At 67.1% G+C, this 21,083-nt stretch carries 23 protein-coding genes; 7 read left to right on the top strand and 16 right to left on the bottom strand.

The genetic code is table 11. The features are described from left to right. Positions 1–17: 17 nt before the first annotated feature. The 6 genes from WKW80_RS11620 to WKW80_RS11595 all read right to left on the bottom strand — a co-directional run bounded on the left by WKW80_RS11620 (position 18) and on the right by WKW80_RS11595 (position 6,291). Positions 18–782 carry an SDR family NAD(P)-dependent oxidoreductase gene (locus WKW80_RS11620; protein ID WP_340363713.1) on the bottom strand — a complete coding sequence of 255 codons (765 nt, stop codon included), beginning with the start codon at positions 780–782 and terminating at the stop codon, positions 18–20. Between the two features lie 4 nt (positions 783–786). Continuing rightward, positions 787–1,872, bottom strand: a complete 1,086-nt coding sequence (locus WKW80_RS11615; RefSeq protein WP_340363712.1) for a tripartite tricarboxylate transporter substrate binding protein — start codon at positions 1,870–1,872, stop codon at positions 787–789. 3 nt (positions 1,873–1,875) lie between these two features. Next, entirely contained in the window at positions 1,876–2,538 is a 663-nt protein-coding gene (locus tag WKW80_RS11610) for a TetR/AcrR family transcriptional regulator (RefSeq protein ID WP_340363711.1), read from the bottom strand. A gap of 87 nt (positions 2,539–2,625) precedes the next feature. Then, a complete protein-coding gene (locus WKW80_RS11605) occupies positions 2,626–3,399 on the bottom strand; it encodes an enoyl-CoA hydratase/isomerase family protein (RefSeq protein WP_340363830.1) in 774 nt (257 codons plus the stop codon). Further along, positions 3,399–5,519, bottom strand: a complete 2,121-nt coding sequence (locus tag WKW80_RS11600) for an acetate--CoA ligase family protein (protein WP_340363710.1) — start codon at positions 5,517–5,519, stop codon at positions 3,399–3,401. Before WKW80_RS11600 ends, WKW80_RS11605 begins: the two co-directional genes overlap by 1 nt. A gap of 13 nt (positions 5,520–5,532) precedes the next feature. Next, a complete protein-coding gene (locus WKW80_RS11595) occupies positions 5,533–6,291 on the bottom strand; it encodes an SDR family NAD(P)-dependent oxidoreductase (protein ID WP_340363709.1) in 759 nt (252 codons plus the stop codon). A gap of 84 nt (positions 6,292–6,375) precedes the next feature. Between WKW80_RS11595 and WKW80_RS11590 the strand changes: the two genes are divergently transcribed. Next, positions 6,376–6,942: a nuclear transport factor 2 family protein gene (locus WKW80_RS11590; RefSeq protein WP_340363708.1), complete on the top strand. Its 567-nt coding sequence runs from the start codon at positions 6,376–6,378 to the stop codon at positions 6,940–6,942. A 209-nt stretch (positions 6,943–7,151) separates the two neighbouring features. On the opposite strand, the gene WKW80_RS11585 is transcribed toward WKW80_RS11590, so the two are convergent. After that, positions 7,152–7,823, bottom strand: a complete 672-nt coding sequence (locus WKW80_RS11585; protein ID WP_340363707.1) for a TetR/AcrR family transcriptional regulator — start codon at positions 7,821–7,823, stop codon at positions 7,152–7,154. Between the two features lie 63 nt (positions 7,824–7,886). Between WKW80_RS11585 and WKW80_RS11580 the strand changes: the two genes are divergently transcribed. After that, a complete protein-coding gene (locus tag WKW80_RS11580; protein ID WP_340363706.1) occupies positions 7,887–8,153 on the top strand; it encodes a hypothetical protein in 267 nt (88 codons plus the stop codon). 166 nt (positions 8,154–8,319) lie between these two features. Here WKW80_RS11580 and WKW80_RS11570 read toward each other — a convergent pair whose 3' ends face one another. The 9 genes from WKW80_RS11570 to WKW80_RS11530 all read right to left on the bottom strand — a co-directional run bounded on the left by WKW80_RS11570 (position 8,320) and on the right by WKW80_RS11530 (position 16,284). After that, positions 8,320–9,090: an aspartate/glutamate racemase family protein gene (locus WKW80_RS11570; RefSeq protein WP_340363829.1), complete on the bottom strand. Its 771-nt coding sequence runs from the start codon at positions 9,088–9,090 to the stop codon at positions 8,320–8,322. 43 nt (positions 9,091–9,133) lie between these two features. Then, on the bottom strand, positions 9,134–9,814 hold the full coding sequence (locus WKW80_RS11565) for a cysteine hydrolase family protein (RefSeq protein ID WP_340363705.1): 681 nt from the start codon (positions 9,812–9,814) through the stop codon (positions 9,134–9,136). After that, positions 9,811–10,692, bottom strand: coding sequence for a polysaccharide deacetylase family protein (locus WKW80_RS11560; protein ID WP_340363704.1), 882 nt, complete (start codon positions 10,690–10,692; stop codon positions 9,811–9,813). The genes WKW80_RS11565 and WKW80_RS11560 overlap by 4 nt, the downstream gene beginning before the upstream one ends. Positions 10,693–10,722: 30 nt before the next feature. After that, positions 10,723–11,286 carry a nuclear transport factor 2 family protein gene (locus WKW80_RS11555; RefSeq protein WP_340363703.1) on the bottom strand — a complete coding sequence of 188 codons (564 nt, stop codon included), beginning with the start codon at positions 11,284–11,286 and terminating at the stop codon, positions 10,723–10,725. A 6-nt stretch (positions 11,287–11,292) separates the two neighbouring features. After that, complete coding sequence (locus WKW80_RS11550) at positions 11,293–12,219, bottom strand: polysaccharide deacetylase family protein (RefSeq protein ID WP_340363702.1); 927 nt, start codon at positions 12,217–12,219, stop codon at positions 11,293–11,295. Then, positions 12,216–13,130, bottom strand: a complete 915-nt coding sequence (locus WKW80_RS11545) for a polysaccharide deacetylase family protein (protein WP_340363701.1) — start codon at positions 13,128–13,130, stop codon at positions 12,216–12,218. The genes WKW80_RS11550 and WKW80_RS11545 overlap by 4 nt, the downstream gene beginning before the upstream one ends. Beyond that, complete coding sequence (locus WKW80_RS11540) at positions 13,127–13,822, bottom strand: isochorismatase family protein (RefSeq protein WP_340363700.1); 696 nt, start codon at positions 13,820–13,822, stop codon at positions 13,127–13,129. Before WKW80_RS11540 ends, WKW80_RS11545 begins: the two co-directional genes overlap by 4 nt. 181 nt (positions 13,823–14,003) lie before the next feature. Continuing rightward, entirely contained in the window at positions 14,004–15,350 is a 1,347-nt protein-coding gene (locus WKW80_RS11535) for an MmgE/PrpD family protein (protein WP_340363699.1), read from the bottom strand. Positions 15,351–15,375: 25 nt separating this feature from the next. Further along, positions 15,376–16,284 (bottom strand): polysaccharide deacetylase family protein, encoded by a 909-nt coding sequence (locus tag WKW80_RS11530; RefSeq protein WP_340363698.1) that lies wholly within the window; start codon positions 16,282–16,284, stop codon positions 15,376–15,378. Between the two features lie 134 nt (positions 16,285–16,418). Between WKW80_RS11530 and WKW80_RS11525 the strand changes: the two genes are divergently transcribed. The 5 genes from WKW80_RS11525 (at position 16,419) to WKW80_RS11505 (ending at position 21,060) form a co-directional block, all read left to right on the top strand. Further along, positions 16,419–17,636 carry an ABC transporter substrate-binding protein gene (locus WKW80_RS11525; protein WP_340363697.1) on the top strand — a complete coding sequence of 406 codons (1,218 nt, stop codon included), beginning with the start codon at positions 16,419–16,421 and terminating at the stop codon, positions 17,634–17,636. 110 nt (positions 17,637–17,746) lie between these two features. After that, on the top strand, positions 17,747–18,616 hold the full coding sequence (locus tag WKW80_RS11520) for a branched-chain amino acid ABC transporter permease (RefSeq protein WP_340363696.1): 870 nt from the start codon (positions 17,747–17,749) through the stop codon (positions 18,614–18,616). After that, a complete protein-coding gene (locus tag WKW80_RS11515) occupies positions 18,613–19,599 on the top strand; it encodes a branched-chain amino acid ABC transporter permease (protein WP_340363695.1) in 987 nt (328 codons plus the stop codon). The genes WKW80_RS11520 and WKW80_RS11515 overlap by 4 nt, the downstream gene beginning before the upstream one ends. Then, on the top strand, positions 19,596–20,366 hold the full coding sequence (locus WKW80_RS11510) for an ABC transporter ATP-binding protein (RefSeq protein ID WP_340363694.1): 771 nt from the start codon (positions 19,596–19,598) through the stop codon (positions 20,364–20,366). The genes WKW80_RS11515 and WKW80_RS11510 overlap by 4 nt, the downstream gene beginning before the upstream one ends. Next, positions 20,359–21,060 (top strand): ABC transporter ATP-binding protein, encoded by a 702-nt coding sequence (locus WKW80_RS11505; RefSeq protein WP_340363693.1) that lies wholly within the window; start codon positions 20,359–20,361, stop codon positions 21,058–21,060. Before WKW80_RS11510 ends, WKW80_RS11505 begins: the two co-directional genes overlap by 8 nt. Positions 21,061–21,083: the final 23 nt, after the last annotated feature.

Below are 21,083 nucleotides of genomic sequence, written 5' to 3'. Positions count from 1 at the left end.
CCTTTGTCCGATCCGGTTCAGTGGTAGCTGCGCCCGCCGTCCACCGCCAGCACGATGCCGGTGACGAAGGAGGATTCGGCGCTGCTCAGGTAGAGCGCAGCCAGGGCGATCTCGTGGGGCTCGCCGATGCGGCCGAGCGCGTAGCGCGGTCCGACCTGTTCGCGCAGCACCTCGGGGCTGTAGCCGCCGCGCACCATCGGCGTATCGACCGCACCGGGGCACACGGTGTTGACGCGAACCTGCGGCGCCCATTCCATCGCGAGCGAGCGTGTGAGCGAGATCACTCCGGCCTTCGAGGCCGCGTAGGCACTGCGCTGCTTGAATGGCGCCAGGCCCTGGCCCGACGCAAAGTTGACGATGGTGCCGCTGCCGGCCGCTCGAAGGTGGGGCAGGCAGGCGCGGCAGACGATGAAGCTGCCGGTGAGATTGACCTCCAGCACCCGCTTCCAGTCCGCCAGGCTCACCTGGTCGGCCCAGTCGGTGTTGGCGATGCCGGCGGCGTTGACGAGGCCGTCGATGCCGCCGAAGGCGTTCACGGCCTCGGCCACCGCGCGTTCCACGGCGTCGGGATCGGTCACATCCGCCTCGAGGCACAGCGCCTCGCCGGGCAGGTCGGCCGGCCGGTGCCGGTCCAGCGCCGCGACGCGGGCACCGGCGCGCAGGAACACTTCTGCCACCGAGCGGCCGATGCCGGACGCCCCGCCGGTGACGATGATGCGCCGGCCGTTGAGGCGTCCGTCGACCTTCAGGTCGGCGGGGGCCAGGGGTGCGTGTGCTTGCATGGCGTCAATCCGACTTGATGTTCTTGTCGCGGATCACCGGACCCCAGCGGTCGGCCTCCGACTTCAGGTAGGCGGCGAATTCGGCCTGGGTCAGGAGCAGCGGCTCGACGCCCGCGCGGTCGATGGCCTCGCGCATGCCCGGTGTGTCGAGCACGGCGCGGATGTCGGCGTAGAGCCGGCTCTGGATCGGCTTCGGCGTGCCCTCGGGCACCAGCACGCCGAACCAGCTCCCGGTCGTGAAGTTGGCCAGCTCGGGCACGCCCGATTGCGCGATCGGCTTGAGCTCGGGTGCCAGCAACGAGGGCTTCAGCGAACTGATGCCGAGCGCCTTGAGCTTGCCGGCCTTCACGAAGGACAACGCGGCCTTCGAATCGAACATGCCCTGCACCTGGCCACCGATCAGGTCGTTCAGGCCGGGCCCGTTGCCGCGATACGGCACGTGGACAATGCTGACGCCGATCTGCGATGCGAAGAGTTCCGCACCGATGTGGGGGCTCGATCCGTTGCCCGACGAAGCGAAGCTGAAGGCCTTGCCCGAGGTCCTCATGTACTTCACCAGCGACGGCACGTCGTCGGCGGGCACGGAGGGATGCACGAACAGGATCGCTGGCGCGACCGCGATCATCGCGAGCGGCGCCAGTGCGCTCTGCTTGTAGGGCAGGTTCGGCATCATGAACGGGTTGGTGGTGAAGCCGAAGCTGGTCACCAGCAGGGTCCGGCCGTCCGCCGGCGCGCGGGCCGCGGCCGCCGTGCCGATGACCGTGCCGCCGCCTGCGCGGTTGTCCACCACCACCGGCTGGCCCCAGCGCTCGGCCAGCCGCTGGCCCAAGGCGCGGGCCAGGTTGTCGGTAAGGCCGCCCGCGGCATAGGGGACGATCAGAGTGGTAGGCCCGCCGGGAAATGGCGCGTTCTGGGCATTCGGCGCGGCTTGCGCCATGGCCGGTCGAGGCGACAGCGCGGTCAACGCGGCCAGCAAGCCGGCAGCACCCAGCACGGTCGCGGCACGCCACGTCGACGCCGTGCTGCAACGCACCTTACCTGTCGACCGGTCAGTATCGAAGCCGCGGGAGATGATGGGCATGATCTTCATGATTCAAGGGCTCGTCGGGACGGCCGCGCGGCGACGCGAGATCGCGCGCGACTTCGCGCCCAAGGCCGGCGGCGGCTCCGTCGACGACAGCAAGCCGTGCAGGGCCATGTCGAGGAACTGCTTCATCACCTCGGTGACGCCCAGGCGCCCATCGGGGCGGTGCCAGTTGGTCATCTGGTTTAGGCCGGAGAGCAGGAAGCGGCCCGCGATGGCGGGATCGATGGCGCGCACTTCGCCGCTGGCGATGCCTTCGGCAATGCACTGCCGCAACAGGCTCTCATAGCGGTCACGCAGCGCGATCGCGGCCAGGTGTTGTCCTCCCCTGCCGCCTTCGCGGAAGGCGCGGGAGCCGGCAATCCAACGGTCGCGCGCCAGGTCGAACACGTCGGCCGAGGACTGCATGAAGGCACGAATGCGTGCCGTCGGAGAATCCGCGGCCGCCACGGCGGCGGAGACATCCTCCACCAGGGACTGCATCGACTCCAGCACCACACGCTCGTACAGCGCTTCCTTGTTCGGGAAGTAGTAGTACAGCGCGGCCTTGGTGACCTCCGCGGCTTCCGCGATGTCCCGCATCGCGGTGCGCTCATAGCCGTCGCGCGCGAACAGGCGGCGTGCGATCGCCAGCAGCTGGTTCTCGCGCGTGTCCGGTACACCGGGCGCCACTGAGCGAGCGGGTGGCGATGAAGGAATCCGGCGCGGGGACATGGCGATGCGGGTGATGCGACTGTGGGAAGTGGACGCGCGCTCGGCTCAGCGCCCGGTGAAGACCGGCTTGCGCTTCTCGAAGAAGGCGCGCTGCGCTTCCTTGGTGTCTTCGGTCTTCGACAGTGCCACCGTGTTGCCCTGTTCGTAGCGGTAGGCGTCGCGCGGCGGCATCGTCAGCGTCATGCGCGCGGCTTCCTTGGCCAAGCGTACGGCGATCGGGCTCTTGGAAGCAATCTCGCGCGCGATGCCCATCGCATAGGGCATCAGCTCGGCGGCCGGCACGCAGGCTTCGACCAGCCCGAGTCGGTACAACTCCTGCCCCGACACCTGCATGCCCGTGTAGAACATGCGGCGCGCGCGCGACTGGCTGAAGAACTTCTGCAGGAAGGTGACGCCGCCGGCCAGGCCCACGTTGATCTCGGGCATGGCGACATAGGCGTCCTCCGAGGCGACCCAGATGTCAGATCCCATCACGAGCCCGAAGCCCGCGCCGAGCGCGGCACCGTTGATGGCGGCGATCACGGGCTTGGAGCATTCCACCACCGCGTAGTAGGACTCGCGCACCAGCCGGTTGTGGCGGCCGTAAGCGCCCGGCGTGGCTGCCAGGTTCGGCCGCTCGCGGATGTCGGCGCCCGCCGAGAACAGCTTGCCGGTGCCGGTCAGAACGATGGCGGCGACATCGTCCATGTCGCTGAGCGTGTCGAATAGCTCCGTGATCTCGGCGCGCATCTCGGCGTTCTGCGCATTGACCGGCGGGCGGTTCAGCGTGACGACGGCGATGCCGTCTTCGATCTTCAGGAGAAGTGTCTTGAGGTCCATCATGCGTGTTCTCTCGGGCTGGGGTTGACGGGGGCTTGGCGCGTGGAGATCAGGGCATCCAGACAAACCGCCCCCTGGGGATTGACGACGAAGGGGTTGATGTCGATGCCGGCCAGTTGACCGGCATGGCGCACCGCGAATTCCGACAGGCGGCTGAGCGCGACGGCCAGGGCCTGCGTGTCGTAGGCCGGCCCGCCGCGCCAGCCCTTGAGCAGGGCCGACGAACGCACCGCGTCGACCAGCGACATCGCCTGTACGGGCGTGAGCGGCGCGGATGCGAAGGCCACGTCCTTGAACAGCTCCACCGCGGTGCCGCCCAGGCCGAACATGACCATCGGGCCAAACACCGGATCCATGTGGATGCCGATGATGGTCTCCACGCCACCGCGCACCATCGGCGCGATCAGCACGCCGTCGATGCGGGCCTGCGGCGCGCGTTCGGCGGCACGGGACATCAGCGTGTCGTAGGCCGCAGATACCGCGCCGGCATCCGGCAGGTTGACCAGGACGCCGCCGACCTCGGTCTTGTGCGGTATATCTGCGGAGACAATTTTCGCGACCACCGGATAGCCCATGCCGTCCGCAGCGCGTACGGCCGACTCGGCACTGGTGCAGGTCTGTTCAGGCAGCACAGGGATGCCGGCCGCGCCGAGCAGCGCCTTGGCCTCGGCCTCCGTCGCGGCTGGCGGCAGGGGCTGCGTGCCGTTCCCGGGCGCTGCATCGCTGCGCATCTCGCGCCGCAGCCTCGCCATGCGTGCCGCACCGGCGACCGCACGGACCGCGCGAGACGGGTCGGCGAAGACGACAACACCCGCGGCCTCGAGCCGCTCGGTCACGCCCTGCTCGGAGAGCATTACCAGCACCAGGGGCTGGTCGGGGTGTGCCGCGCGCAATTCGATCATCCGTCGCTCGGTCGACGCGAAGCGCGACGGCGACAGGCCGACGTGGGCCAGGTAGGCGAACAAGGTGCCGAAGGGCGAGCCGGGCAAGAGCATCGCATCGAGCACGCGCGCCACGCCGTCTTGCACCGAGGTCACCTGCGCGGTCGTATCGTAGGGATTGGCCGGCACCGCGAAGGGCAGCAACCCGCGCAGGGCTTCGGCCGATGCGGTGGTGAGCGGCGGAAGCGCCATGCCCAGGTCGGATGCGTCGTCCGCCATCAGGATGCCGATGCCGCCCGAGCCGGTCATGATGCCGATGCGCTCGTTCTGCGGCAACTGGTTGGTGACAGCGCACAGGTGCGCGATGTCGAGCATCTCCTCGATCGATGCTGCGCGATGTGCGCCGCACTCGGCGAATACGGCGTCGTATATCGCGTCATTGCCCGCCAGTGAACCGGTGTGCGTCGCGGCAGCGGCAGCGCCGACCTCGGTGCGGCCGATCTTCATGATGACCACCGGCTTGCCGGCCGAGGCGGCCTTGCGCAGCGCGGCGCGCAGTCGCGCACCGTCCTTGCAGGCTTCCAGCGCGGCGCAGATGACCCGCGTGTCGGCGTCGTCGACGAGATAGTCGATGCATTCGGCCACGTCCACGTCAGCTTCATTGCCGGTCGCGATCACGCGGCTCAGCCCGATGCCACGCAAGGTCGCCATGCCGTATGCGGCCGAGCCGAAGGCACCGCTCTGCGTTGCCATGCCGATCACGCCCGGCTTGGGCCGCAGGCCATTGAGCGCGGTCGAGAAGGTCGCGTAGAACTTCGCCACCGGATTGAGCAGCCCCAGCGCATTCGGGCCGACCATGCGCATGCCGGCCTCGCGACAAATGCGCACCAGGCGGGCCTGCAGCTCGGCACCCGCGGCGTCGGCCTCGGCGAAGCCCGCGGTGAAGACCTGCACCACCTTCACGCCCTTGCGGGCGCAGTCCTGCAACGCGGCCTCGACGCCGGGCACGGGCACCGCGACGATGGCATGGTCCACCGTGCCGGGCACGTCGGCCAGGCTGGCGAATGCGGGCAGGCCCTGGATCTCGGCGGCGCCGCTTCGGTTGATGGGATACATCGCGCCGGCGAAGCCCGCCTCCACCAGGAAGCGAAGCGGCCGCCCGCCGATGCGCTCCGGATCGGATGACGCGCCGATGATCGCCACCGACGCCGGGAAGAAGAGAGGATGGAGCGAATGCATGGATGGTGAATGATCAGAGGAATGCGTGCGTCACGCCGCCGTCGATCAGCATCGATTCGCCGGACATGAAGCCGCTTTCGTCGCCGGCCAGGAACACCGCGGCATTCGCGATGTCCTCGACCTGGCCCAGGCGTCCGACCGGCGTGCGCGCGATGCGCTTTGCCATGCCGGCTTCGTCGACGTTGATGCTCACGCCCTCGGTCATGATGGTGCCGGGCGCGATGGCGTTGACGCGAATCTTCCTTGGCCCGAGCTCGACCGCCGAGGCGCGCGTCAGGCCCAGGACGCCGGCCTTGACGCCGCAATAGATCAGTCCGTTGGGCATGCCGAGGAAGCCGGCGGCCGAAGCGATATTGATGATCGAGCCGCCACTGCCCTTTGCCATCAGGGTCGCGGCGACCTGCGTGCCCCAGACCACCGACTTGAAGCCGGTGCCGACCATGCGGTCGAGCACCTCGGGCGTGATCGCGTCGATGGGACCGTAGCGTACCCAGATGGCGTTGTTGACCAGGACATCGAGCCGGCCGTACTGGCGTTCGAGCGTGTCGACCGCGGACTCGAAGGTGGAACGTTCGGCCACGTTGCCGGCACAGGCCACGGCCTGCCCGCCGTTGGCGCGGATCGCCTGCGCGGCGCGCTCGGCGTTGTCGGCCTTGATGTCGAGCACCGCGACGATCGCGCCTTCGGCCGCGAAGCGATCGCAGATGGCGCGACCGATGCCTTGTGCGCCGCCCGTCACCAGGGCAACCTTGCCGTCCATGCGTAATGCCATGCTTGTCTTCCGTTCTCTGTTCGTACAAAATTCTACCGGCCGGTTAGTAAGCTGGCAAAGCTCTAAATGATTGGGAAATACCCTATGGACGTCCTCGAAATGGCCAGAAACGTCAGCGAACTGCTCGACCGCGAAGCGATTCGCGAATGCATGTTTCGCTATTGCCGCGGTATCGACCGCCAGGACGAGACGGCCCTGCGCAGTGCCTACTGGCCGGACGCGACTGACCGCCACGGGCCCTACGAGGGCAGCGCCACGGGCTTCATCGACTGGGCGTTGGAAAAGCTGCGCACGCAAGGTGAACGCTCGGTGCACAACATCGCCAACCTGTCGATCACCCTGCGCGGCACGCAGGCGGCGGTGGAGACCTACTTCATGGCGCTGCAGCGCGACCGCGATGCGCAAGGCTCGGCGCGCGAGGTCTTCCTGGCAGGGCGCTACGTCGATCGCTTCGAAAAGCGCGGGGAGGAATGGCGCATCGCCCAGCGCACGGTGGTCTACGACTGGGTGCGGCCCCTGGGCTCCCCCGAGGGGACGGAGGCGGAACGCTTCGGCCCGCGGCAGCCGGTCGGTGGCGTGAAAGGCGACGATCCGCTCTATGCATTGCTGGCGGCCGTGGAACGCAAGGGAAGCCAGGACCGCGTCGCGTAGCTGCGAATCCGGCACTGCGCGCCCTCTCGGCATGTCGTCGAGCCTTGCCCCGGCCGAGTCGATCCCATGTTTGCTGCGCGCAATGAAAGGCGCCGGCGTATCGGGCCGGCCGCGCTCAGGCAGACCTGTTCAGGGGCCGAGACGGAGTTTGACGCGATGTTCGCCGACTCATTGCGCCGCAGGGACGCGTGGGCGGGCAGGGTTCAATATCAGGACTTCGCGGCGGCCCGTCGGCCCCTGCTTTCACTGATCTCGCCGCCAGCAGGCGCCTTCATCCCGGTCAGGATGATGTCGAGATACTGGTCGATTACCTGCCTCGGCGTGAGCCGCCCGTCCCGCTTGATCCATCGCGTCATCTGATTGAGCGTCGACAGCAGCAAGCGCCCCGCCGTCGCCGCGTCCACGTCGCGAAACTCGCCGGACGCGACCCCTTGGGCGATGCAGGAACGCAGTAGCTTCTCGAACTTGTCGCGGCGACTGACCGCCGCTGCGCGGATCTCGGGGCCCATGCTGGACCAGAAGACATTCGATCCGGCTATCCAGGCATCGGGTGCTTCGGCGAAGACATCCGCCGCGGTGAGCATGAAGGCGCGCACCTTCTCGGTCGCGCCATCAGCCTGCTTTGTCGCGTCGCTGACGCGGTCAATCAGCGACTGAAGGTTGTTGACGACAATCTGCTCGTAGAGCGCTTCCTTGCTGGCAAAGTGGTAGTAGAGCGCGGCCTTGGTGATGTTGGCTTGCTCAGCGATGTCGCGCAGCGAGGTGCCGGCATAGCCGTGTGTGGCGAAGAGGCGGGACGCGATCTCGAGCAACTGGGTCGGGCGATCCTCAACCGCAGTGCCACCGCTCGCCTTCGTCCTTGCTGTTCTCGCGGTTGCCATCAATACCTTCCTTGATGGCTTGAATATACTTTATGGCCTCGGGACGACGGCGAGGCCGCCACGATGCCCAATGCCAAGTCGGCGCAGTTGCTGGAGCTGTTGTTGCCAGTGACCGCAGCGCCAAGCACGGTGAGAGAGCACACGCTGGGGGTCGGCCGCCGACTGGAAGCGCAGGGCGTCGAGGCCCTGCCAGAAGAGGTGCCGGTGGCGAGCAAATCGCACGTCACCACGGTCGGTCTGCACGGCGGCTACCTGCGGCTTTGCCACCCCGACGAGGAGAAATCGTTGGAGGTCATCCAACCGCCTGCAAATCGACTTCCCGGACGATGACTCCCTGCGGATCTCTCACGAAGCCATTTACCAGGCTCTCTACATTCAAGGCAGAGGCGCTCTCAGGCGCGAGCTGGTGAGGAAGGAGGTCGCGACTGGGATTACGAGCGAGAAAGCGGCACGCAGGCGGCTGATCTCCATCTGCTCGGCGCTCACGGGCTTGCTGTCAGCGCCTGGGAGCTTGCCCTGGCGCTGCGCCTTGACCCAGTCGGCCGGCCGCCTCGGCGGCGTCGAACATGGTCCGCAGCATGTCCAGGCGCGGATGCATCGGCCGCGGGTAGCCGACCCGGCTGTGCCGCAGCTTCAGCGCCATCGCGGCCTCGGCCAGCTTGTAGCTGAGCGGGCCGGGGTTGATGACTGGCACCGGCAGGCGGGCGGCGAGGTACGCGTGCGACTGGTGCATGGTGGTCGAGCCCAGGATGATCACCTCGGCCCCGTCGCTCTCGATTGCCTGGCGCGCCGCGGCCTCAAGCAGGGGAAACACATCGTCTTCCTTGCCCGAGAGCAGTCCCTGGTTGTCCGGCGGCACCTCGATTGCGCGCACCGAGGCGCACTTGTGATGCAGTCCCAGCTCGTCGAGCGCCTTCTTGTACAGCGGCTTCCAGCGGCTGGCCATGGCCAGGATCGAGAAGCGGTCGCCCAGCGTCAGCGCCATCAGCATCGACGCCTTGCCGGGACCGAACACCGGAATGTCGAGCACCGAGCGCAGGGCTGCCACACCCGAGTCGCTCATCGTGTCGATGCAGACCGCGTCGAAGCCCTCGTCCTGCGCGCGGCAGCCGGCCTCGAAATTGGCGACGTCGGCCAGGGCGAAGTCGTGGTGGCTGGCGTAATTGAGCGGCCCCGCGCGCACCGCGCGGTACTCGAAGCGGATGTCGTCGCCGAACTGCAGGCCCACGAGCTGCTGCTCGCGCAGGCGCAGGTTGTCGACCGACATGGCGAACGGAACGATGACCAGCACCCGGCGCGGCGTCGTGGCGTCAGGCATGGACGGGCTCCAGTTCGGAGAGGCTCTCGGCGGTGCTGCGCACGCGGCCGAACAAGCGCTGGAAATTGCGCATGGTCACCTGGTGCAGGTCTTCATGGGTGGTGCCGCAGGCATCCTCGACCAGGGTCACGCCATAGCCGCGGTCGGCCGCCTCGCGCGCGGTCGTCTCCACGCACATATTGGTGGACACACCGGCAAGATAGAGCTGCTCGCATTCCAGCGCGCGCAGCAAGCTGTCGATGGCGGTCGACGCGAAGGCACCGACCGTGGTCTTGCGCAGCACGTGCTCGCCGGGCCGGGGCTTGAGCTCGTCGACGATCTCGTGTTCCCGGCTGCCAACGTGATTGCGGAACTCAACGAAGAGCTTTCGCATGTGGATCGGCGCGTCGCTGGCGTCGGGCAGCGCCGCGCCGACGGTCACGTGCAGCACCGGCCGGCCCAGGCGCTGGAAGCACTCGCGCAGGCGCACTGTGTTGGGCAGCACGAAGCGCTCGATCCGGTCGAAGCGGTAGTTGCCGACCGACGATCCATCTGCCGCCAGCTTGCGCGCCAGCGCGCCCTGGCGCGAGCCCGTGGCGTACTGCATGTCGATGATGAGGAGCGCCGCGCGCGCGGCCACCACGGGCCGTTCGGTCATGTAGGCGCGGATGTAGTCGGTAGAAGTCTGGATCATGTTCGTGGATCGAGTGAAGCCGTGAAGGCGGATTGGGAGCGGTAGCAGTCGATGATCTCCGCGCCGGTGGCGCACCAGACCCCGCTGTGGCCGAGCACGTAGTCCAGCGCGCGCGCCAGGTGCTCGATGCGGTGCGGCTGCCCCGTGATGAAGGGGTGGACCGCGATGTTCATCACACGCCCTCCTTCGGCGTAGAGCGTGTCGAACTCGTCTCGAATCTTCTGCGCGAACGCCTCGCCCTCCATGCCGCGGCGCCAGGCGATGCTGTCGTTGATCTCCATGCTGTAGGGCAGCGAATGCAACTCGCCCCCGCGCACGCGCACGGGCGTCGGCTGGTCGTCATGGTAGAGGTCGCACAGGTAGCTGATGCCGGCTTCCGCGACGAGGTCGGGCGTCTGGAGCGTGTTGGAGGCCGCCGGCGAGAACCAGCCGCGCAGCTCGCGCCCGGTGACGCGGCGATGGATCGCCTGGCACTCGGCAATAGCGGCGCGCTCTTCGTCTTCGGCCAGGTCCCAGTGATACCGGGTGTTGTAGAGACCGTGGGACATCAGCTCCCAGCCGCGTCGCAGCATGGCCTCTGCGATCTGTGGATACAGGTCCAGCACGGCCATCGACAGCGACACCGTGCAGGGCAGGCTGAAGCGGTCGAAGACCTCCATCAGGCGCCACACGCCCACGCGGTTTCCGTAATCGCGCAGGCCGTAGCCGAGGATGTCGGGATGCGGGATGCGCGGCCACGGGTCGCGCACCCTCACCTGCTGCGGCAGGTACTCGTAGTGCTCGATATTGGGCGCCACCCACAACGCCAGGCGTGCGTCGCCAGGCCAATGCAGCGGTGGCCGCTCGGGCGCTGCCGAGTAGGCGATGCGCTCGTGCATGGGGACGGCCAAGCCAGGTGAGCCCATGCTTCACACCGCGCGCGGCCGCACCTCGGCGAGGTCGTTCCACACCTCCTGCCGCAGGATCAGGCCGCCGACCACCTCGAAGCGATCGATGAAGCGCACGCCCTCGAAGGCGAACCCATCGAGCAACACACCGTGCAGCGTGCCCGAGCAATGCACGGTGGTGACGCCATCGCCCCAGCTTTCGTCTATTCGCTCGATGCGCTTGGCCACGCGCTGGTACCGCTCGCGCGCCCACGCCAGCAGCTCTTCAAGCCGCGTCATCAGCGCGCCGCCGGGGAAGCGCATGACGAAGCCAGGTGCCAGCAACTGGCGGGCGGCATCGAGTTCTCGCGCCTCGACGCGGGCCAGGAAGTCGCCTACGAGGGCCGAGGCATCCGGATGCGGCGCGCCGCCCTTGCGGACTACGCGCCCGTCGCGCTGGTAGGTGTTGGCGTGCATCACGAACGAGGTGGTGCCGGCCGCCGGTGCAGCGATCACCGACCTCGCGGCCAGCGCCAGCCGCTGCACCAGGCGCTCTTCGGTGCCCTCGTCGTAGCCGGGCAGCAGCGTCACTGAGATGACGGGCATGGCGCTTCAGTCCTGCCCGGATTTCCAGGCATCGAGGATCTCGCCGCCGGTGGCAGCCCAGACGCCACGGTGCCGCATGACATGCGCGAGCGCCTCCTCCAGCGCGCGAATGCGATAGGGCTGGCCGATCACCCACGGATGCAGCGAGATCGCCATCACACGGCCGTTGTCGGGCGTGGCTTCGCGATAGAGCAGGTCGAACTGGTCGACGAGCGCGTCGCGGAAGTCGTCCTCGGTGTGATGGTTCTGGACCAGGATGGTGTAGTCGTCGATGTCGATCGGATGCGGCATCGCATGCAGGCCGCCGGCGCGGGTGCGCATGGCGTAGGGCATGTCGTCATTGACCCAGTCGCACAAGTATTCGATGCCGGCTTCGGCCAGCAGGTCGGGCGTCGCGAAGGACTCGGACTTGCCCGGCGACAGCCAGCCGCGCACCGCGCCGCCGGTTGCCTTGCGCAGGATGCCCAGGGCCTGCTCGATCCAGCGCCGCTCGTCGGCTTCGGCCAGGCCGCCGTGGTGCAGATGGTCCATGTCCAGCCCGTTGGCCATGATTTCCCAGCCGCGCTGCCGGCAGGCCTGGATGAGCGACGGATAGCGCACCGCTACGGCTGCATTCACCGCGGCCGTGGCCCGGATGCCATGGCGCTCCAGCGCCTGCATGACGCGGAAGATGCCCACGCGGTTGCCGTAGTCGCGCAGCGTGTAGTGCCGCAGGTCCGGATAGGAAGTCTGCATCGCTCCCGGCGGCTTGAAGGGCTGACCCTTCATGTCCAGCGGAAACCACTCCAGCGCCGGCACCACCCACAGTGCGATGCTCGCGCCGCCGGGCCAGGCCACGGGCTTGCGCCGCGGCAGCATCGACCAGTCGTAGCGCTCGTGGTCCATGCCATGGCGGCGCAGCGGGTAGTCGAGGTAGTCGTCGGGCAAGCTCATGGTGCTTCTCCCACCGGCTGTGCCGCCGCCGCAAAGGCGTCGTGGTAATGCGTGATGAAATGCTGCGCGATCTCGCGCCCGGTGGCCAGCCACACCTTGTCGTGGCCGGTGATGTAAGACAGCGCTTCCTCGAAGGCCGCCAGCCGGTAGGGCTGGCCGATCAGGTACGGGTGCAGGGGGATGCACATCACCGTGCCGGATTGCTCGCCTTCGGCGTAGAGCCGGTCGAACTGGCGCTTGAGGATGTCGGCGTAGCGGCGCGGCGAAACCAGGTTCACGTTGTAGACGATGGTGTCGTTCATCTCCAGCGAATACGGGATGCTCGTGAGCTTGCCCTGTCGCACCTTCACGGGGGTCGGCTGGTCGTCGTGGAACAGGTCGCACACGTAGCTCAGGCCCATTTCGGCCACCAGGTCCATGGTGCGCTCTGTGTACGTGAGCGCGGGCGCGAGCCAGCCATCGAGCTTCTGGCCGGTGTGCTTGGCGATGGTGTCGATCGAGTCCTGGATGACGGCCCGCTCCTGTTCCTCCGTCATGCCCATGAGGTAGCGGGTGTTGTAGGTGCCGTGCGAATAAAACTCCCAGCCGTTCTCGGCGCAGGCGGCGATCACTTCCGGATGGTGCTCGCATACGGCCACGTTGAGAGACACGCTGCCGCGCATGCCGCAACGCTTCATCGACGCGAGCATGCGCCAGAAGCCGACCCGGTTGCCATAGTCGCGGTACGAGTAGTTCTGGACATCGGGCGCCGGCCGCGGCCAGGGCGCGCGCGACGGGTTGCGCGGCGGATCAAGCTCGTAGAACTCGATGTTGGGCGCCACCCAGAACGCGAGGCGGGCACCACCCGGCCAGCGGATGGGCGGCCGCGTGTCATAGGGCAGGTAACCGTAGAAGTCCGGGTCGCACTTCACCGCCCGGCTCCAGCGGTCTCGCCGCGGGCAGGCACCTGGCGCAGCTGCGCCATCGTTTCTTCGATGGTGAGCACGTCGGCGTACTTGAGCGCCATGTCGTAGAGGTTGGCAAAGTGCGGGCTCTCGTGCTTGTCGGCCACGCACTCCTCGGGCACGATGGTGCGGAAGCTGCGCTGCAGGCTGTCGAGCACCGTGGCGCGCACGCAGCCCGAAGTGGAGCCGCCGGTGACCACCACCGTATCGACGCCATGGAAGGTGAAGATGGAGCCCAGGTTGGTCTCGAAGAACGCAGACGCCATGCGTTTGTTGATCACGACGTCGCGCACCGGGTCGATCTTCAGGCGGTCGTCGAACTCGGCGCGGCGGCTGCCGACCTTGATGTTCTGCAGCGAGTCGGGCGTGTTGCTTCGCGTGCCCCAGATGCCGCAATCCTCGCCCGACTCCATATAGGCCACGTAAGTCCAGACCACGGGGAAGCCGCGCGAGCGGAATTCGGCCGACAGCTCGTTGACGTAGTGAAGCTGCTGCGGGTCCGTCTCGTAGGCGGTGGCGAACTCGCCCAGGCAGGTGTACGCCTTCTGCAGGTCGATGTTGATGAGCGCAGGAGTGCGGCCGAAACCGAAGCGTTTGCGCGTGGGATTGGCCTTGATCTCGGCAAAGAGTTGCCGGGCTGTCTTGTCGGAGAGTTGCATCAGAGGGAACCTCGGTGGATGGCAGTGTGAAACCAGGGCTGTTCGGTGGCCGCGCCGCTGTCCGGAGAGCATCGATTGCGACGACGCCGGGAGCGTGAGTCCTCTTGAAGCAGCCATGCAGATACTGCATCCATCCATTTGTACTGTCAATAGAACATTTGCCGATCCAGGCGCGCCGCGCTCAATGCAGGGGTGCGTGACGCAGCAAGGCCAGCCACTCGATCAGCGGCAGCGTGCCGGCGCACAGGGCATGGGTTGCGCGCAGCACGTCGTCGGCGTGCGCGGCTGGCCAGACGCGGCCCGTGAGGTCCATGAACTTCGCGCGCAGCTCGTGCTCGCCATACGGCGCGGCGTCGTCGCCGCGGTTCACGCCGGCCTCGCCCACCCACTGGCGGCCAGCGCGGTCGGTGATGACGACCCGAGCCGGACGCTCCTGCGGCAGGCGCCGGGTCATCGCAGGGTCCTCGGTGATACTGACCTTGCGGGCCAGCGCACGCACGCGCTCGTCGCGTACCGCGTCCCAGGTGAAGCTGGCGAGCGCGCTGCTGCCGTTGATCAGCCGAGTCGCCACCGCGAAAGGCACCGAGAACTTGGCGGCCAGCGTGTTGCGCGGTTCCGGATCGCTGAGCTCAGCCGCCAGGTGATAGCTGCGCACTTCGACCCGCTCGATCGCGTCTGCGTCGGGGAGCCCCTCGCGCGCAGCCAGCGCGTCGATGGCGTCCAGGGTGCCGTGGTTGTAGCGGCAGCACGAGTGCAGCTTGAAGTAGTTGTGCGTCAGGTGCCAGTCTTCGCCCAGGTCCTGCAGCAGGGCCGCGGTATCGAAGTGCTCGGACACGATCTCGCCGAACAGCGAACGCAGGCCGTCGCGCTCGCCGGTGAAGCCGCAGCCCACCAGTTGCGAGGCGAGCAGGCCGTTCTGGTTGGCGAGTCCGGCATAGATGTTGCGCACCAGGCCGCCTTCGAGCATGGTGCGCTTGGACGTGGCGATCGTCATGGAGGCGCTCACGTTGAGCGTTTCCCGCATCGCTGCCGCATCGACTCCCAGAAGCCGGGCGCAGGCCGCCGCAGCGCCCACCGTGCCCCAGGTGCCGTGCGGATGCATGGCACCCCGCAGCTGCGAAGACGCGCCGATGCGCGAGCCCACCTCGTAGCCGGCCACCAGCGCCGACAGGAAGGCGTCGGCGTTGGCGCCGGTCTGCTCGCTCAGTGCGAGCAAGGCCGGTATCACGTGCACGGCAGGGTGCCCGCGCGAGAAGCGGTTGCCTTCATCCATCTCCAGAAAGGTCCCGGCGCATCCATTGACGAGCGCCGCCATGGCGGGCTGCGTGTTGCGGCCCAGGCCCACCAGGGTGGCGCATCCTTCGGTCTGCATGGCAGCCAAGGCACGCAGTTCAGGCTCGGCCGAGCCCGCCACGATGGCGGCCACAGTGTCGGCAAGGATCCAGCCCGTGTGGATTCTTGCTGCCGCCGGCAGCTGATCGAATGAAAGTGATGCAGCGAAGCCGCTGAAGCGTTCCAGGTAGTCCATGAATCGGTCCTCGAGATTGGCGGGGTCAAGGAAGAGACGCGTCCGCCCGCACCTGGGCGGCCAGCACGCCGGGGTCGGTCCACTGCACGTCGGTACGCGAGCGCAGCGAATGAAGCAAGCGCCGAAGTTCGGCGACCCGGCTGGCCATGCCGCACAGCCAGGGATGCAGCGCGAGGCCGAAGACCGCCTGGCGCCGGTGCTGCGCGCATTCGGTGCGCAGCCGATCGAAGGCCTGCACGGCAAGGTCGCCGTGGGCGCGCGGCGTGAAGTGGCGCATCCATTGACATTGGACGTCGTCCCATTCAGCGGAGAGCGGGAGCGCGACGAGCGGCGCCTGCACCGATCCGGGTGTCGCCGACATGAGGTAGCCCTGGTCGTCGTTGCACCAATCGAGCGTGTAGCGCAGGCCGGCCTGCGCCAGCAGTTCGAAGGTCTCGGGCGTGGTGCCCCAGTCCTGGCTGAGCCAGCCAGCGGGGCGGCGACCCGTGTGCATTTCGAAGGCGTCGAGCGCCAGGGCGATGTGATCGCGCTGCTCGTCCGTCGACATGCGCGCGTGCATCATGAGGTTCGCGCTCAGTCCGTGCGCCACCCACTCGCAGCCCCATTCCTCCAGCTCAGCCACGACGCGCGGCACGCGCTGCAGCACGCGCGCATTCGCCGCCACGGCCGGCCGCAGGCCGGCGTCACGCAGCTCGTCGAGCACACGAAACAAGCCCACGCGCAAACCATATTCACGCTGGGTCCAGCTTCGATAGTCGGGCGTGAAACTGCCGAACTCCCCGACGAACCGCGGGTCGCGGGCAGCGCCTTCGTGCGGCAGCGCGTCCCAGTGTTCCAGGCACAGCAGCACGTAGGCCTGCAGGCCGGAAGTGCCACTGTTCGAAGGCGCGGCGCGCGCCGGCAATGCGGAGTACGGATATAGCGAATGGTCCATACGGGCGGGCGCGAGCGCCGTCGAATTTTTGGGAGGGGGTATTGACAGGTTGACTGCAACCATCCAAAGTCTAGCAATTGTTCTATCTTAGGAACAATTATTTTTTTAACTCTTCTCCATTCCGGGGCCAGCACATGAACCTAAACGCTCGTCTTTCTCGTCGACTCGTTCTCCAGGCTGGCGCGGCCACCGCCGTCATGGGTGCGCCCGGGCTGGTGCTCGCACAACCCAAGCCTCTGAAGATCGGCCTCGTTCATCCCGTGAGTGGCGCGTTGGCCTACAGCGGCGCCCAGGGTCGCCTGGGCTGCCAACTGGCCATCGACGAGATCAATGCGGCGGGCGGACTCAAGGCGCTCGGTGGTACCAAGCTGGAAGCCGCGCTGGCGGACTCGCAAAGCCGCCCGGAAGTCGGCGTGGCCGAAGTCGAGCGCCTGCAACAGGACGGAGTCTCGGCGTACGTGGGCTGTTTCTCCAGCGCGATCGCACTACCGGCGACGCAGGCCGCAGCCAAGTACAACACGCCCTTCATGATCGACGTCGGTGTGTCCGATGCCATCGTGAGCCGCGGCCTGAAGAACGTGTTCCGCCTCGCGCCCGGCAACGGCAAGTGCGTCGAAGACGCGTTCGCCGGTCTCGCCGATGTCAACAAGAAGGCCGGTGGCGTGGCCAAGACGGCCGTGATCGTGCATGAGGACTCCGAGTTCGGCACCAGCACGGCGAAGCTGCTCTCTGCCAAGCTTTCCGGCATCGGCCTGGAGGTGAAGGAGGTTCTCAAGCACGCCACGCCCACGCGCGACTTCTCCAACCTGGTGCTTCGCATCAAGGCGCTCAAGCCCGACCTGGTGATCGTGAGCAACTACCAGAACGAGTACGTGCTGCTGGCCCGCAGCATGCATCAGCAGAAGGTCGACGTGGCCGGCATTTTCTCGGTGCTGGGCGGCGGCTTCAATTACCGCCTGGTCAAGGAACAGCCCGACGTTGCGCAGTACATGATGGACTTCAACCACTGGTACAACCCGCGCAACCCCAAGGCGCAGGAAATGCGCAAGGCCGTCGAGGCCAAGGGCACCCTGTTCACCTTCGAGGTCTACTGCGGCTACAACTCGGTGAAGTGCTATGTCGATGCGGTCGAGCGCGCCAAGTCGGCCGACAAGGCCGCGGTGATCGCCGCGCTGGAGACCAGCACCTGGTCCGACCACTTCATGCCTTACGGGCCGACGAAGTTCGTCAACGGCCAGAACCAGGGCGGCCGCGCCGTGCTGCTGCAGGCCACCAAGACGGACATCGACGTCATCTGGCCGGACGAGTTCGCCGCGGCCAAGGCCGTCTTCCCGCGCCCCAAGCTCGGCTGATTCCGCGGGGCGCCCTCGGCGGCGCCCCTTCATGCCCTCCTCCCCCTCTGCCACCGGTCCGCGCGACGGGGTGAGGGATGCCCTCCTCACCAACGCCCTGGGTGACCCACTTGGACCTTTCAACTATCGGTGCAGCCACGATCAACGGCCTGCTCATCGGGGGCATCTACACCCTCGTGGCATGCGGCCTGACATTGATCTACGGCGTGCTGCACATCATCAACTTCGCGCACGGCAGCTTGCTGATGCTCGCGATGTTCGGCGTGTACTACCTGCTGACCAAGCTGGGCATCGATCCCTACCTGTCGCTGTTCATCATGGTGCCGGCCATGTTCGCGCTCGGCTACGGCCTGTACAAGGGCCTGATCGGAAGACTCTCCAGCGGCAAGGACGAGAACATCCTGCTGATCACGCTCGGGCTGTCCATCCTGATCGAAAACCTGGCGCTAATGTTCTTCAAGGGCGACACGCGCACGATCTCGGTGGCCTACTCCGACACGATGATCGACCTGGGTCCCACCCTGGTATCGCTGCCCAAGCTGATCTCCTTCGTGGCCGCCATGGTGCTGTGCGCGGTGCTGGGCCTGGTGATCCAGCGCACCGACATCGGCAAGGCGATCCGCGCCGTGGCCAGGGAGCGCGTTGGCGCGCGCCTCGTGGGCATCGACGTCGACCGCGTCTTTGCGATCTCCTATGGCATCGGCCTGGCCACCCTGGGTGCCGCCGCCTGCCTGCTCATGCCCATCTTCTACGTCTCTCCCACCACGGGCCAGGTGTTCGTCATGGTCGCGTTCACCGTGGTCGTGCTCGGCGGCATGGGCAGCTTCCTGGGGGCCGTGGTCGGCGGGCTCATCGTGGGCCTGACCGAGTCCTTCGGCGGACTGCTCCTTGGCGAAAGCCTGGGCCAGATCGGCATCTCGCTGATCTTCATTCTGATTCTTCTGTTCCGCCCCACAGGCCTGTTCGGAGCCAAACGATGAATACGCTCAGCCGACGCCAGGCCTGGCTGCTGCACGGGGGCCTGCTGGGCATCGCCCTGCTGTTTCCGCTGGTCTTTCCTTCCGCCTTCATGGTGAACTTCGGGGTGCTGGCGTTGTTCTACGCCTTCATTGGCCAGTCCTGGAATATCTCGGGAGGCTTCGCCGGGCAGCTGTCGTTCGGACACGTGGTGTTCTTCGGGGCCGGCGCCTACACCTCCACCATCCTGCAGATGCGCTTCGGCATGAATCCCTGGTGGGGCCTGCCGGCCAGCGCCATAGCCGGCGCTATCGTCGGCTACGTGGTCGCGTTCCTGTCGTTCCGTGCCGGCCTCAAGGGTTCGTACTTCGCGCTGATCACGCTGGCCTTCGCCGAGGTGCTGCGCATTGTCGCGAACTCGGTGGAGATCACCGGCGGCGGCCTGGGCATGCTGATCCCGGCCAAGCCAGCCGCGGCCAACTTCCAGTTCCCCGAACGCCTGGGCTTCTACTACCTCATCCTCGCGCTCACCGTCGCATCGATCGCCATCGCCGTCTGGCTCAAGAATTCCCGCTTCGGGGCGCAGCTTGCGGCCATCCGGGAGAACGAGGACGCGGCCCGGGCGCTGGGCATCAACGCTTTCACCGAGAAGATCAAGGTGCTGATGCTCTCGGGCGGGATCTGTGGCATCGGCGGCTGCTTCTTCGCGCAGTACTTCTTGTACATCGATCCCACCATCGTGTTCGGCGTCGAGAAGTCGGTCGAGATGCTGCTGGTTGCCATGATCGGCGGCGCGGGCACGATCTACGGGCCGCTGATCGGCGCCGTGCTGTTGGCCGGCGTGAGCGACGTGACCCGCGCCATGTCGAGCGTGCCGGGCCTGTCCCTGGTGCTTTACGGGGCGCTGCTGGTGGTCATCATCGCCTTCCTGCCCAATGGCCTGGTCGACCTGATCAAGCGTATGACCCACCGGTACACCGGCCGCACGCGCCAAGGAGACGCATGATGCTGAAGGTAGAAGGACTCACCAAGATCTTCGGCGGCCTGCGAGCGGTGGACAATGCCTCGCTCGAGGTGGCCGAAGGCCGCATCGTCGCACTGATCGGACCCAACGGGGCGGGCAAGACCACGTTGTTCGCCAGCATCGCCGGCTTCCATCCGATCGATGCGGGCCGCGTCACCTTCATGGGACAGGACATCACCGGCTGGCCCGTTCACCAGATTGCGCGACGCGGCATGGTACGGACCTTCCAGATCACCCAGCCCTTTGCCAAGCTGAGCGTGCACGAGAACATCGCGGTTGGCGCCTACCAGAAGTACGCCGATCGAAGCGAGGCCTGGGAACATGCCCGGCGCGTGGGCGAACAGGTGGGCATGGGGGCGCTGCTGGAGCAGCCCGCCTCCGACCTGACCGTGGCCGGACGCAAGCGCCTCGAGCTGGCGCGCACCCTTGCCACCGGGCCCAAGATGCTGCTGCTCGACGAGGTCATGGCCGGCCTCAATCCGTCGGAGATCGTGGAGATCATCGCGATCATCCAGAAGATCCGCGCCAGCGGTGTCACGGTGCTGCTGATCGAGCACGTGATGCAGGCCGTCATGAGCCTGTCCGAGCACATCTACGTGCTGTCCTATGGAAAGATGATTGCCGAAGGCGCACCGCGCGCCGTGGTCAACAACCCGGCGGTGATCGAGGCCTACCTGGGCCATGGCGCTGCCGAGCGCATTGCGCACCCCGCGACCAGCGGCGCGCCCGAGGAGGCCCCCCATGCTTGAAATCCGAGGCCTGCGTGCCGGCTATGGCAAGGTCGAGATCCTGCGTGGCATCGATCTCGACGTCGGCAAGGGCGAGATCGTTGCGGTCCTGGGCAGCAACGGCGTGGGCAAGTCCACGCTAAACAACAACATCTCGGGCCTGTACCGCCCCTTCAGTGGCTCGATCCGTTTCAAGGGGGACGAGCTCGCCGGACAAAGCTCGACCGAGATCGTCAAGCGGGGGGTCATCCACGTGCCCGAGGGCCGACGCATCTTTCCCAACATGAGCATTCGCGAGAACCTGGAGCTGGGGAGCTTTGTGCGCGGCACGGCGCGGCGCAAGCAGAACATCGAGCGGGTCGTCGGGATCTTCCCGCGGCTCAAGGAGCGCTTCGGCCAGATGGCCGGCACGCTGTCGGGCGGCGAGCAGCAAATGCTGGCGATCGGCCGCGGCATGATGTCGGAGCCCGAGCTGCTGATCATGGACGAGCCCTCGCTCGGCCTGTCGCCCCTGCTGGTGGACGAGATGTTCGCCCTGATCGGGCGCCTCAACACCGAAGGACAGTCGATCCTGTTGATGGAGCAGAACGCGGTGCAGACACTCGCCATCGCGCACCGCGCCTACATCATCGAGAACGGGCACGTGGCGATGAAAGGCAATGCCGCCGACATGCTGCGAGACCCGGACCTGCGCAAGAACTACCTCGGCCTCTGAGCCCCTGCCTCCCGTCCACCACA

This window comes from Variovorax humicola, from assembly GCF_037889915.1.
In the GTDB taxonomy this organism is placed as follows: domain Bacteria; phylum Pseudomonadota; class Gammaproteobacteria; order Burkholderiales; family Burkholderiaceae_C; genus Variovorax; species Variovorax humicola.
Note: the sequence above shows the minus strand (reverse complement) of the source record. Positions and strands in the feature narration are given on the sequence as shown.